Genomic DNA, 13350 nt, shown 5'->3' on the forward strand with positions numbered 1-13350 from the left:
CCTTGCCTTCTGTCGAGACGTCATGGATGACCCACGCTGCCCACATCGCCGCTATCGAACACGAGCTGGATGGCTTCCATCAAAGCCTGGTGGAGTACCGCCAGCAGATGGGTGCCTGGTATTCGCGTGCGCTGAATTCGGTCAGCCATGCAGCGGATATGCCGTCGTTGCTGGGCATGGACCGGGTGTTGCGGGTTGGGGATTCCCAGCGTTCGGTAAGCCTTAGCGACGCGGATTTTTCTACCGTGGCCCGCTGCCCGGTGGGTGGCGTGCTGAAGATCGAGAGCAAATTCGAATCAGCGTATGACGTGCCGATTGGCGATATCCCGGTTGAGGTGATTGGCCTGGATGACGGCAGTTCCACGCGGGTGATGCTCGATAAGCACGGCAAGGGTTCGCACTACTGCGCCGCCGGCGGGCGCTATCAGGTGCGGGTTCAGGGTGGTGTTTCAGCGCAGCAAGTGGACGCCTTGTTTACCTCCTATGCCGGGCTGACGGCGGACTTGGAACAGTGGCTTCGGTCGCAGTGGAAAAGCTTCAAACCCCACTGGGAAAGCTCTACTGCCAGCGCGATTGGCAGCGGCGTGCTGGCAGGCAGCTGGGCGGCGATCCATGACGTGTGGGACAGCCTCAAGCTGGTGCAGGCGATGCTTGAAGACCCGTTGAAGTACGTCGAGCAACTGGGCAGCGAGGCGGCCAAGTTGGCGCAGATCGCCACCGATGCGCCCAGGGTCATGGAGCAGGCGATGCTGCTGGCCAGTGATGAAGCGGCGCTGTACCTGTTACTGCGCACCGCCATGATCTGGCTGGACGCGTTACCGCCCAGTGAAGTTGCGCAGGCAGCCGCCAGATTTATGGTGTCGCTGCTGATTGATCTGGTGATCGGCGCAGTGTTGACCATCGCGTTGCCAGCGGCGGGCGTGGCGTATTTGAGCATGCGCCTGGTCAAGTACGGCAAGCAGATTCTTGCGGCGGCAGTGGGCTTTGTGAAGGGCGTGCTGGCGATTCTCACGAAGTTCATGCAGGCGGTGGACCGCTACAAAGCGGTGGCGGTTCGCGGGGTGGTCGGCGGGCTGAAGCAAGGCACGATGCAGATGCGCTGGAAGGCGCGGCAGAACGCAGTGCTGAAGCAGAAAGAGCGTGTGGATGATGTGCCTGTCGTGGCGTCGAATCCCAAGGGGGATGCGGCGGCGCCTGCGGACAAGACGGTCACTCATGGCTGCCCGGTGTCGATGGTCACCGGGGAGGAATTGCTGACCCTCACCGATGGTGCGCTGGACGGGATCTTGCCGTTTGAGTGGACACGCTTGTATCGCACCAGTGCGGTGGAAGTGGATTGTGGGTTGGGGTTTGGCTGGAGTCACGCGCTGGCGCACAGGCTTGTTGTGTCGGGCGAGTCGGTGGTGTGGACCGACCATGAGAATCGCCGTACGCAGTTTCCGTTGCCCACAGATTCTCGACCGGCGATCACCAACAGCCTGGCCGAAGCGGCGATCTACCTGGGCTCGGCACCTGATGAGTTAGTGCTGGCCCAGGCGTCGCGGTTTTATCACTTTCGTGATGGTGTGCTGGTCTCGATCAGTGATGCGTATGACAACCGCCTGCGCATTTGCCGTGATCATTCCGGGCGAATTGAGCGGTTGGATAACGGAGCTGGTCGCTCACTGTTGCTGCGCTATGAGCTGGATCGCATCGTCGCGGTGGACTACCAGGTTCATCGCGCCAAAGACCGTGGGCCCTACGTCTGGGAGACCGAGCAGAACGTCGTTTCCTACGCCTATGACGAAGACGGACGACTGGTTTGCGCGACCAATGCCGTAGGGGAAAGCGAGCGTTATCGGTACGACGATCAGCACGTCATTGTCGAGCGGCAGTTGGCCGGTGGGGCGAGTTTCTTCTGGGCGTGGGAAGGCTCTGGCAAGGCGGCACGCTGTGTCCGGCATTGGGCGAGTTTTTCGCAGATGGACACGCGGTATGCCTGGGGGGATGACGGCCGTGTCACCGTGCACAACGCCGATGGTAGCCAGGAAGTTTATGTCCACGACGACCGGGCGCGGTTGGTACAGCGCATCGATCCCGACGGCGCCCAGCACTTCAAATCCTACGATGACCAAGGCCGGCTAACTGTCGAGCAGGACCCGCTGGGCGCGGTGACCGCCTATCAGTACGACGAAGCCGGACGCTTGGTGGCGCTGTTTCCGGGGGATGACGAGCCGACGTCCTACGAGCATGACAATGGTTTCGTACGGGTTGTCAGGCGTGGCGAGGCGGTCTGGAAATATGAGCGTAATAGCCAGGGCGATGTTACGCGCAGAACTGATCCTGACGGGCAGGTCACGGACTATAGCTACAACAAACGCGGGCAGTTAACCGGAGTTTGGTACCCCGATCACAGTTGTCATCGGCTGGTGTGGAATGAGCGTGGGCAGTTGCTTGAGGAACAATTGCCCAATGGCCGGATCAAGCGCTATCGCTATGACGATCTAGGGCGGCAAGTAGCGTGTGAGGATGAATATGGCGCGCTAACCCAGTATCAGTGGGACAGCGTCGGGCGCTTGATTCGCCTCGTCTTGCCAGGCGGCGCCACTCGGGAATTCAGCTACAACCCCTACGGCAAAATCATCGCCGAGCGCGATGAACTCGGCCACGTCACCCACTACGAATACGCCGACGGCCTGCACCTGATCAGCCGCCGCCTCAACGCCGACGGCACCCAGGTCCACTACCGCTACGACAACGCCCGGCTGTTGCTCACCGAGATCGAAAACGAAGTCGGCGAAACCTACCAGCTCACCTATCACCCCAACGGCCTGCTCCAACAGGAAACCGGCTTCGACGGCCAGCGCACCGCCTATGCCTACGACCTCAACGGCAACCTGCAGGAAAAGACCGAATACGGCGACGACAACAGTCAGCTCATCACCCGCTACGAGCGCGACCACGCCGGGCGCCTTGTCCGAAAAAACCTGCCCGATGGCAGCGCGATCGATTATGCCTACGACCGCCAAGGCAACCTCCTCAGCGTCGAGGACGGCCACTGGGCCCTGGCCTACGAATACGACCAGCAAAACCGCCTCGTCGCCGAGCACCAAGGCTGGGGCACCTTGCGCTACGGCTACGACGCCTGCGGCCAGCTACAAAACCTGCGCCTGCCGGACAATAACCGCCTCACCTTCAACCACGACAAAGGCGGTCACCTCGCCACCGTCGAGCTCAACGGCGAAGTGCTCACTTCACACCTCTTCCGCGCCGGGCGTGAACACCAACGCCAACAAGGCCAACTGCTCAGCCACTACCACTACGACGACCAGAATCGTCTGCACGCCCACGCCATCACCCAACAACAAAACTACCTTTACCAGCGCCAATACGACTACGACAAATCCGGCAACCTCACCCGCCTGCTCGACACCCGCAAAGGCGAACATCGCTACCACTACGACCCCCTCGCCCGCCTGACCCGCGCCGACCATTCGCAGGACGTCCAGGAACGCTTCGCCCACAACCCGGCCGGCAACCTGCTCATGCAAGACCGCCCAGGGCCGGACATCGTCGCGGCGAACCGCCTGGTGATCCAGGGCGACCGCCACTACGACTACGACGCCTTCGGCAACCTCATCCGCGAGCGGCGCGGCAAAGGCCAGCAACTCGTCACTGAATACCGCTACGACTGCCAGCATCGGCTGATCAGCGTGACGAAGCCCAACGGCGAAACCGCCAGTTACCGCTATGACCCCTTTGGGCGGCGCATCAGCAAGACCGTAGATGGCAAGACCACCGAGTTTTTCTGGCAAGGCGACAAGCTGATTGCCGAGCATCACGCGGACCGCCACCGCAGCTACATCTACGAGCCCGACAGCTTCCGCCCACTGGCACTGCTGGAAGGCTTCGGCCCAAAAGCCACAACGCCCTACCACTACCAACTCGACCACCTCGGCACACCGCAGGAACTAACCGACACCGAAGGCGAAATCGTCTGGTCCGCCCACTACCGCGCCTACGGCCAGATCGCCCGGCTCGACGTGGGCAAGATCGACAATCCACTGCGTTTTCAGGGGCAGTACTTCGATCAGGAAAGCGGGCTGCACTACAACCGTCATCGCTACTACAATCCGGATATCGGTCGTTACCTGACGCCGGACCCGGTGAAGTTGGCGGGTGGGGTCAATGGGTACCAGTACGTGCCCAATCCGACAGGGTGGGTGGATCCGCTAGGCTTGAGTAAGTGTCTTGGGGAGGACGGATGCAAATCGCAAGCAGACGTTGAAGAGCCGGCAGATACAGCTAAGGTAAATACAGGCGAACCAAACCAGCCAACCGTAACAACCCGTCCAACGGAGTTTGCCAGCAAGCAAAAACTAAACGAGCATTACGAAAAGCACGGGCCAGAATTCGGAGTAGAGACCCCCAATGAATATTTACTCACGGCACGACATGTCGTGAGCGAAGGCATTCCTGTCAATTACCTCTACAAAAGCAAATCGACAACAGGATATGTTTTACTCATGGGAACGAATAGAACGGGCCAAGCGAAATTTGCATTCGCGGGTACGAATGCAGATGGCAACATAACCACCTTACATACCAAAAGTGGGAAAGACTTCTGGAGGATGATAAATGGCGACGCCACTGACAAAACCATCAGACCTTACAACCAATAACTATAAAAAAGCAAAAGTTGTAGCGCTCAACGAACATATAGAAGAAGACGTAACTTTGATCATCGAAGGGACGACTATAAACTGCTTCGCCAGCTATTGCCCCTATGAGCTTGAAGTGGGTAAGACGTATGACGTGGAACTCACATTAAATCTTTCAGAAAACTACGAAATTGAACGAACTGGCGAAACTAACACACTGATAAAACATACAAATCGCGGTTATTCATATGTACTGTACGGAGACCTGCACAATGAAATCTTAATGTCTTTCACATCTCTTAATGTCGAGGGCGTACATTACGACCATCCCGAATGCAACGACCATTTTATCAAACTAAAAGTTGAAAGAATCGACGCCTGTTTTCACTGACATGCGAAATAGCTCGCACAATCGGCTCACCAAATGAGCCGAATAACCCCCTCTATTCGGCTCGCCCCACCCATGCATTCCTCCATGGATCACCCACGCTGAACCTGGCAACACGCCACTGCCGACCTACTGGAAAAAAACTGCCTGACACGCCTCCCCGGAGGCGGCCGCAGCACGCGTTATCAGATCAATCCCACCCACGAGTAGCCCCCTACTCATTTGCCCCCATCCCCCATGTCTGCTAGTGTCGCGCCGGTTTACCGTCTACCGGAATTGCCGCCATGGCCCGCAAAAAAGTTGCACTGGATTTCGAACAATCCCTCGCCGACCTGCAAACCCTGGTCGAGCGGCTGGAGAACGGCGAGTTGTCGCTGGAGGACTCGTTGACGGCGTTTGAGCAGGGCATCGGCCTGACCCGCGACTGCCAGAGCGCGTTGGCGCAGGCGGAGCAGAAGGTCCAGGTGTTGCTGGAGCGCGATGGGGAGTTGGCCGAAGAACCTTTCGATGCGGAACAGCCGGAATGATCGACGCGTACCAGGCCAGTAGCCAAGCCCGGGTGAATGCCGCGCTGGAGCCCTTGTTTGTTGCGCCAAGCCCGGAAATGGCGCGCCTCTATGAAGCCATGCGCTACAGCGTGATGAATGGCGGCAAGCGTGTGCGCCCGTTGCTGGCCTATGCGGCCTGTGAAGCCCTGGGTGCGCCTGCCGAAGAAGCCAATGGTGCCGCGTGCGCGGTGGAGCTGATCCACGCCTACTCCCTGGTACATGACGATTTACCGGCAATGGACGACGACGATCTGCGTCGCGGCCAGCCCACCACCCACAAAGCCTTTGATGAAGCCTATGCGATCCTGGCCGGTGACGGCTTGCAGAGCCTGGCGTTCAGCGCATTGCTGGACCCGCGCTTGAGCAGCGTCAACGCCGAGATCCGCCTGCGCATGGTAACCACCTTGGCCCAGGCCGCAGGCCCAGCCGGCATGGTCGGCGGGCAAGCCATCGATATGGGTTCGGTCAGCCTCAAGCTGGATCAAAAAGCCCTCGAACACATGCATCGCCACAAGACCGGCGCGCTGATTGAAGCCGCTGTGCACCTGGGCGCCTTGGCCAGTGGCCGTGCCCAAGCCGCGCAGTTGGCGGCCCTGCAAACCTATTCCCGGGCTATCGGCCTGGCGTTCCAGGTACAGGACGACATTCTCGACGTAGAAAGTGACACGGCGACCCTGGGCAAGCGCCAAGGCGCCGATATTGCACGGGACAAGCCGACATACCCTGCGTTGCTTGGGCTGGAAGCCGCCAAGGCATATGCCATTGAACTGCGTGACCAGGCCCTGGATGCCCTGCGACCTTTCGACGCGGCGGCCGAGCCCCTGCGGGACCTGGCGCGGTATATCGTCGAGCGTCGCCACTGACAACCCCGGCCATTTGCGCCGCATATCGGCCAAGTTCGGCGCTCTGCGTGGGCAGTTTGCACGGCTTGAGGTAAACTGCCGCCTCTTCTATACCTATAACGATTCGCCTGATGCCCACGACGTTTCAAGAGATTCCCCGCAAACGCCCGTCCACGCCCTTGCTCGACCGCGCTGCCACGCCGGACGGCCTGCGTCGACTGGGTGAAGCCGAGCTGGAAACCCTGGCCGATGAGTTGCGCCTGGAATTGCTCTACACGGTCGGCCAGACCGGTGGGCATTTCGGTGCCGGGCTGGGCGTGATCGAGCTGACCATCGCCCTGCATTACGTGTTCGACACCCCGGATGACCGGCTGGTGTGGGACGTGGGCCATCAGGCGTATCCGCACAAGATTCTCACCGGCCGGCGCGAGCGCATGGCCAGCCTGCGCCAGAAGGACGGCCTGGCCGCCTTCCCGCGACGTTCGGAGAGCGAGTACGACACCTTTGGCGTTGGCCACTCCAGCACCTCCATCAGTGCAGCGCTGGGCATGGCGATTGCCGCCCGCCTGCAAGGCAGCGAGCGCAAAGCCATTGCCGTGATCGGCGATGGTGCGCTGACCGCCGGCATGGCCTTTGAAGCGCTCAACCACGCGCCGGAAGTGGACGCCAACATGTTGGTGATCCTCAACGACAACGACATGTCGATCTCGCGCAATGTCGGGGGGCTGTCCAATTACCTGGCGAAGATCCTTTCCAGCCGCACCTACGCCAGCATGCGCGAAGGCAGCAAGAAAGTGCTCTCGCGCCTGCCTGGCGCGTGGGAAATTGCCCGTCGTACCGAAGAATACGCCAAGGGCATGCTGGTGCCCGGCACCCTGTTCGAAGAGCTGGGCTGGAACTACATCGGCCCTATCGACGGCCACGACCTGCCGACCCTGATCGCCACCTTGCGTAACATGCGTGACCTCAAGGGCCCGCAGTTCCTGCATATCGTCACCAAAAAAGGCAAAGGCTTCGCCCCGGCGGAAGTCGACCCGATTGGCTACCACGCGATCACCAAGCTTGAGCCCCTGGACGCCCCCGCCGCTGCGCCTAAAAAAGCCAGCGGGCCGAAGTATTCCGGTGTGTTCGGCGAATGGCTGTGCGACATGGCCGCCGCCGACCCGCGCCTGGTGGGCATCACCCCGGCGATGAAGGAAGGCTCCGACCTGGTGGCGTTCAGCGAGCGTTTCCCGCTGCGTTACTTCGACGTGGCGATTGCCGAGCAGCACGCCGTCACCTTCGCCGCCGGCATGGCCTGCGAGGGCGCCAAGCCGGTGGTGGCGATCTACTCCACCTTCCTGCAGCGCGGTTATGACCAGCTTGTTCACGATGTGGCGGTGCAGAACCTCGATGTGCTGTTCGCCATCGACCGCGCCGGCCTGGTGGGCGAAGACGGCCCGACCCATGCCGGTAGTTTCGACCTGTCCTACCTGCGCTGCATCCCCGGCATGCTGGTGATGACGCCGAGCGACGAGAACGAACTGCGCAAGATGCTCAGCACCGGCCACCTGTACAACGGCCCGGCCGCCGTACGTTACCCGCGGGGCAATGGCCCGAACGCGATGATCGAGAAAGACCTGGAACCGATTGAGATCGGTAAAGGCATCGTGCGCCGCCAAGGCAGCAAAACCGCATTTTTGGTATTTGGCGTGCAACTGGCCGAAGCGCTGAAAGTCGCCGAGAAGATCGACGCCACTGTGGTCGACATGCGTTTCGTCAAACCGCTGGATGAAGCGCTGGTGCGCGAGATCGCAGCTAACCATGAGCTGCTGGTGACGGTTGAAGAAAACGCGATCATGGGCGGCGCAGGGGCGGCGGTCAGCGAATTCCTGGCGCGGGAGAATATCCTCAAGTCGGTGCTGCACCTGGGCCTGCCGGATCTGTACGTCGAGCACGCCAAGCCGGCGCAGATGCTGGCTGAGTGCGGGCTGGATGAGGCCGGCATCGAAGCCTCGGTTCGCGAGCGCATGGCAATGCTGGCCCTGTAGAAACCGGGACTAAATGTGGGAGGGGGCTTGCTCCCGATAGTGGTGGATCAGTTAAAAATACTGAGACTGACACACCGCTATCGGGGGCAAGCCCCCTCCCACATTTATTTTGTGTCACCTTCAAACGCTATGGACAGCCCATGAACCGCCGCCTGTGCCTTGCCCTACTGCTTCTACCTTGCGCCGACCTGCTCGCCGACACCCGCGACCAGGCGCTTAAGCTTTCCGACGTGGTTATCAGCGCCAACCGCCAGGTGCAGGCGCGCAACGACAGCAGCGCTGCCAACACTGTGTTCACCCGCGCCGACATCGACCGCCTGCAGCCCACCAGCGTCACCGACCTGCTCAGCCGCGTGCCTGGTGTGCAGGTTGCGCCGACCGGTGGGCGTGGCAGTTTGCCGGGGATCTTCATTCGTGGCACAAAGGCCGCACAAAGCCTGGTACTGGTGGACGGCCAGCGCATTGCCAACACCACCACCGGTGACAGTGGCCTGCAATACCTGAACGTCGATCAGATTGAGCGCGTAGAAGTGCTGCGCGGTTCACGTTCGGTCATTTACGGCAGTGACGCGATTGGCGGAGTAATCCAGATTTTTACCCGGCGCAACGCCGAGCAAGGCCTGCAACCAAGGATGAAGCTTGGATTTGGCAGTAACCAGACATGGGAGCGCAGCCTGGGGCTATCGGGTGGCGATGAACACACGCGCTTCAATCTGGGGGCGAGCCTGGATGAAACCGCTGGCATCAACTCGAGCCACGCGTCGTTCCCCAGCGACGGCGACCATGATGCCTACCGCAACCAGTCCATCAGCCTGAATCTCAGCCATTCGTTCAGCGATGAGCTGGAGGTAGGTTTCAATCTACTGGATAACCGCGGCAAGTCGGAATATGACAATAGCTTTGGCCGCTACGACAGCGTCACCGAGCAAAGCGTTGGTCAGAAACCCTACACTGACTACACGGTGAGCAGCGCCAGCGGTTATGTCGATGCCAAGCTCAATGAGACCTGGCAGTCGCGCCTGGAATTGGGCCACAGCGAAAACCGTGACACCAAGCGCGATACGCTCAGTGATGATTTCAGCGTGTTCAATACCTATCGCGATTCGGTCAACTGGCAGAACGACCTGACCCTGAATGAGCAGAACAACCTGATCGTCGGTGGCGACTGGTATGAAGACCGCTTACACGGCTCCACCACCTTTACCGAAAACAGCCGCTGGAACCGCGCCGCCTTTGTGCAGCACCGCTTCCACAGCGAGTGGTTTTCCACCGAGCTTGGGCTGCGTCGCGACCAGAACCAGCAGTTCGGCGGTCAGAATAGCTGGAGCGGCACGCTCACCGTGCCGGTCAACTCTGACAATGACCTGCTCTTGAGCTACAGCGAAGGCTTCCGTGCACCGACTTTCAACGATCTCTATTACCCCCTCACGCAATACAGCAACCCTAACCTGCAGCCCGAGACATCGAAGAGCTATGAGCTGCAATGGCGCAGCCAACTGACAGACAGCACGCGCCTCGAAGCCTCGCTGTACCGCACCGACCTGAGCGACGCGATCATCCTCGACGCCGGCAAGCCGCAAAACGTGGCGTCAGCGCGCATCAACGGCCTTGAAGCAGCGCTCAAGCAGGAGCTGTTTGGCTGGCAGGGCAACCTGGGCCTCTCGATCATCGACCCGCGTGACCGTGAAAGCGGGCATACCCTGGCGCGTCGCGCACGGCGTACATTGAACCTGGACCTGGATCGGCAGTTCGACGAGGTGGGCATCGGCGCGAGCTGGCAGGCGATCAGCAGCAGCTACGACGACGAAGCCAACCGCGATCGTATGGGCGGCTACGCCTTGCTGGGGCTGCGCAGCAGTTGGGCATTAAACCGGGAAGTATCATTGTCATTGAAGGTCGATAACGTGCTGGACAAGTCCTATTCGCGGGCGAAGTACAGCTACCTCGAGGAAAGTCAGAATTATCGCGAAGAAGGCCGGGTGTGGATGTTTGGGGTTACTTGGACACCTGAGATCTGAATTGTCTGAGCCGGCCTCTTCGCGAGCAAGCCCGCTCCCACATTTGAAATGCATTCCCCTGTGGGAGCTGGCTTGCCTGTGATAGCGGTGTCACAGGTCAGGTGATAACACCTGACACAACCGCGCCACCGCCTCCAACATCTGCCCACTGGGCCGTTCCAATCCCTTGTCCGGCACTAACAAGAGGCGTGCCGCCATCGTCGGCCATGCTTTCCACGCATCCATCTGCGCCTGGTCACCCACCAGTATCACCTCGGGATTACGCTGCAACACCGACTCCACACTGACCTGCGGGGCCGGCAGCTTAAGATCATCAAACACATTGCGCGCCCCGCATACCCCCAGCGCATCGCTGATGATCTGCCCACCGCCCACGGTATACAGCGGCTGGTTCCACACTTGATAAAACACTTGCAAAGGTTCGGTGCGCCGATAGCGCTGTCGCAGTTCGGCGAGGCGTTTACTCAGCTTATCGGCCAACACTCGACCAGCCTGCGCGCGGCCCAATTGCTCGGCAATGGCCTGGACCTGGGTGGTCAGCTGTTCAAGGTTATGGGGTTCGGCGACGTACACCGGGATATTCAGGCGCTGCAATTGCTCGCGCTGGGCCGGGCCAACACTGCCAGGCCACAGCAGGATCAAGTCAGGCTTGAGGCTGAGCAGGCGCTCCATGTCCAACTGGCCGTAATGCCCGACCGACGGCACTTTCGCCAACGCTGCCGGCCGTTCGCCGCCATCGAGTACGCCCACCAGCAGGTCGGCAGCGCCCAGTTCAACCACGATTTCAGACAGTGACGGCGCCAGGCTGACCACTCGCTCGGTCGCCACCGCCTGAACACTGAATACCAGCAGCAGTGCCAGCCAGTAACGGCTCATCCCAGTTGACGCGGAATGCGGTAGAGGTAAAACAGCACCATGGTCGACATTGCCAGCAGAAACAGCGGCACCGCTTCCAGCCCGACAAACACCGCCAGCGCACCGATCCAGGCCGGCAGCGCGGCCACCAGCAAGGCCGTGCGCCGACGCGCCGCCAGGGTGATCCAGGCAGCGGGTTCCTCAGGGGTATCGAGGGCTTTGGAGGTAGCGATCAGCGCATGTTTATAACCATGGAAATAACGCAGGCTGAGAAACATCGAGCCCACGCCAGCAATGAAAAACGGCATGGCCAGCACGGGAAGCAGGGATTCGGCGCGGCCAAATACCAGGTTGATCACAAACAATGGGAGCAACGCCAGGGCCAGGTACTGCCACCAGTTGAAAGACAGTCGCCGCTTTACCTGGCCTCGGGTCACGCGCGGTCGACCTCGCCCTGGTGCTCGTTGCCCATCATGTGGTCGAGCTTGCTGGCCTTGGTGGCCAGGTAGAGCTTGTTGTGCGGGTTGTGCCCGGTATGCAGCGGCACGCGCTCGGCCACGGTGATGCCCATCTCGGTCAAGGCCTTGACCTTGCGCGGGTTGTTGGTCATCAAGCGCAGGGATTTGACACCCAGGTGCTCGAGCATCGGCAGGCAGATCGCGTAGTCACGCTGGTCAGCGGCGAAGCCCAGGCGTTCGTTGGCTTCCACGGTGTCGGCGCCGCCATCTTGCAGTTCGTAGGCACGGATCTTGTTCAGCAGGCCAATGCCGCGGCCCTCCTGACGCAGGTACAGCAGCACACCACGGCCTTCACGGGCGATGGCTTGCATTGCCGCTTCCAGTTGCGAGCCGCAGTCACAGCGCTGGCTGAACAGCGCATCGCCGGTCAGGCACTCGGAATGCACACGCCCCAGCACCGGCGCGCCATCGGTGATGTCGCCGAGGCTGAGCACAACGTGCTCGCGCCCGGTGGCTTCTTCGAGGAAGCCGTGCATGGTGAACGTGGCAAAGGGGGTAGGCAGCTTGGAAGCAGCGACGAAAACGACGGGCACCGTGTGCTCCTGATTTCAGATTTCACAGAGACGGCCATTGTAACAGTACGTTCCTACAGACGCTTAAGCTGAATTATCGCTGATAAAGATCAATAGGTTCGATTGGCCTTCGGATTGATTCTATGTAGGCGCGAGCTTGCTCGCGAAAGTCGTCGACGTTAACGCAGGCATTCTGAAGCAACGCGGCGCCTATGGGGTTTTTTCGCGAGCAAGCTCGCTCCTACAGTGAACTAGAACGGATAGGGCTGGTTCCAGCGTGCGAAAATCCCTTTCAACTCGCCCGTCTTGACCAGACTGGTCAGGCGCTGGTCATACACCGCCATCAACGCCCGCCCGCGCTCGGAATCGGCGAAGCCAATGTAAAGCGGCAACTCGGCGATATGCGTGAGTTTGAACAGCGCCGGGTCCTGGGATTGGCTGAGCACGTACTTGGCTTCAGTGAGGGCGTCGATATAAAAATCGGCGCGGCCGTGTTGCAGCATCGGCAGGATACCGCTGCGCCGCTCGATCTGGTTGAAGCGACGCACGCAGGGCAGGTATTGCTCGTACTTGTAGCCCCGCACCCAGGCGAGGCGGTAGTCGCCCAGCGTCGCCAACGTCGGCGTTGGCGCTGTTGCCAGCCCGAGGGCGTAAATGTGGTCGGCGTCGAAGTTCCATCGGGGATACAACACTGCGCTGGCCTCATTGCGATAGCTGCCGACATAACCATCCACCTCGCCGCGCTGCGTCAGGCCGACCGAGCGGGTATAGGGCACGCTGCGGGTTTGCAAGGTGATACCAGCGGGCTCGAAAATCTGACGCAACAGGTCCCAGGCCAGGCCGCTGCCATCTTGGTTGGTGTAGTCGTTCCACTGCTCACTGGCCAGCACGATCCTGCCAGGCACAGGCATCTGTTCCGCCTGGGCCATGAAGGCAAAGGCACACAGCACGGTCAGCAGCCAGCGGCGCACAGCCATAGTGACGGCCTCTCCTGGAGTA

The 13350-nt window shown here is 60.5% G+C and carries 10 protein-coding genes; 6 read left to right on the forward strand and 4 right to left on the reverse strand.

The window, feature by feature from the left end; genetic code table 11:
* Positions 1 to 26: 26 nt before the first annotated feature.
* From BLU48_RS24860 to BLU48_RS24880, 6 genes are all read left to right on the forward strand, one after another.
* On the forward strand, positions 27 to 4661 hold the full coding sequence (locus BLU48_RS24860) for an RHS repeat-associated core domain-containing protein (protein WP_083348206.1): 4635 nt from the start codon (positions 27 to 29) through the stop codon (positions 4659 to 4661).
* Positions 4618 to 5031, forward strand: a complete 414-nt coding sequence (locus tag BLU48_RS31885) for a hypothetical protein (protein WP_124356334.1) — start codon at positions 4618 to 4620, stop codon at positions 5029 to 5031. Before BLU48_RS24860 ends, BLU48_RS31885 begins: the two co-directional genes overlap by 44 nt.
* Positions 5032 to 5312: 281 nt before the next feature.
* A complete protein-coding gene (locus tag BLU48_RS24865) occupies positions 5313 to 5555 on the forward strand; it encodes an exodeoxyribonuclease VII small subunit (RefSeq protein WP_003176346.1) in 243 nt (80 codons plus the stop codon).
* Positions 5552 to 6439 (forward strand): (2E,6E)-farnesyl diphosphate synthase, encoded by an 888-nt coding sequence (ispA, locus tag BLU48_RS24870; RefSeq protein ID WP_057025380.1) that lies wholly within the window; start codon positions 5552 to 5554, stop codon positions 6437 to 6439. The genes BLU48_RS24865 and ispA overlap by 4 nt, the downstream gene beginning before the upstream one ends.
* A 110-nt stretch (positions 6440 to 6549) precedes the next feature.
* On the forward strand, positions 6550 to 8448 hold the full coding sequence (gene dxs, locus BLU48_RS24875) for a 1-deoxy-D-xylulose-5-phosphate synthase (RefSeq protein ID WP_057025379.1): 1899 nt from the start codon (positions 6550 to 6552) through the stop codon (positions 8446 to 8448).
* Positions 8449 to 8588: 140 nt separating this feature from the next.
* Complete coding sequence (locus BLU48_RS24880; RefSeq protein ID WP_057025378.1) at positions 8589 to 10466, forward strand: TonB-dependent receptor domain-containing protein; 1878 nt, start codon at positions 8589 to 8591, stop codon at positions 10464 to 10466.
* Between the two features lie 90 nt (positions 10467 to 10556).
* Here the strand turns inward: BLU48_RS24880 and BLU48_RS24885 are convergent, their stop codons facing one another.
* From BLU48_RS24885 to BLU48_RS24900, 4 genes are all read right to left on the reverse strand, one after another.
* On the reverse strand, positions 10557 to 11342 hold the full coding sequence (locus BLU48_RS24885; RefSeq protein ID WP_057025377.1) for a cobalamin-binding protein: 786 nt from the start codon (positions 11340 to 11342) through the stop codon (positions 10557 to 10559).
* Positions 11339 to 11758: a nuclear FMR1 interacting 1 family protein gene (locus BLU48_RS24890; RefSeq protein ID WP_043051120.1), complete on the reverse strand. Its 420-nt coding sequence runs from the start codon at positions 11756 to 11758 to the stop codon at positions 11339 to 11341. Before BLU48_RS24890 ends, BLU48_RS24885 begins: the two co-directional genes overlap by 4 nt.
* Positions 11755 to 12372, reverse strand: a complete 618-nt coding sequence (gene ribA, locus BLU48_RS24895; RefSeq protein WP_057025376.1) for a GTP cyclohydrolase II — start codon at positions 12370 to 12372, stop codon at positions 11755 to 11757. The genes BLU48_RS24890 and ribA overlap by 4 nt, the downstream gene beginning before the upstream one ends.
* 230 nt (positions 12373 to 12602) lie before the next feature.
* The gene (locus tag BLU48_RS24900; protein WP_057025375.1) at positions 12603 to 13328 is read right to left on the reverse strand and encodes a substrate-binding periplasmic protein; all 726 of its coding nucleotides are present in this window, start codon (positions 13326 to 13328) and stop codon (positions 12603 to 12605) included.
* Positions 13329 to 13350 lie beyond the last annotated feature (22 nt).

The organism is Pseudomonas synxantha (genome assembly GCF_900105675.1).
GTDB lineage: Bacteria > Pseudomonadota > Gammaproteobacteria > Pseudomonadales > Pseudomonadaceae > Aquipseudomonas > Aquipseudomonas synxantha.

Excerpts from the sequence above, each read along its gene's own strand:
- BLU48_RS24860 (WP_083348206.1), top strand. The coding sequence starts at position 27 with ATGACCCACGCTGCCCACATCGCCGCTATCGAACACGAGCTGGATGGC.
- BLU48_RS31885 (WP_124356334.1), top strand. The coding sequence starts at position 4,618 with ATGGCGACGCCACTGACAAAACCATCAGACCTTACAACCAATAACTAT.
- BLU48_RS24865 (WP_003176346.1), top strand. The coding sequence starts at position 5,313 with ATGGCCCGCAAAAAAGTTGCACTGGATTTCGAACAATCCCTCGCCGAC.
- ispA (WP_057025380.1), top strand. The coding sequence starts at position 5,552 with ATGATCGACGCGTACCAGGCCAGTAGCCAAGCCCGGGTGAATGCCGCG.
- dxs (WP_057025379.1), top strand. The coding sequence starts at position 6,550 with ATGCCCACGACGTTTCAAGAGATTCCCCGCAAACGCCCGTCCACGCCC.
- BLU48_RS24880 (WP_057025378.1), top strand. The coding sequence starts at position 8,589 with ATGAACCGCCGCCTGTGCCTTGCCCTACTGCTTCTACCTTGCGCCGAC.
- BLU48_RS24885 (WP_057025377.1), bottom strand. The coding sequence starts at position 11,342 with ATGAGCCGTTACTGGCTGGCACTGCTGCTGGTATTCAGTGTTCAGGCG.
- BLU48_RS24900 (WP_057025375.1), bottom strand. The coding sequence starts at position 13,328 with ATGGCTGTGCGCCGCTGGCTGCTGACCGTGCTGTGTGCCTTTGCCTTC.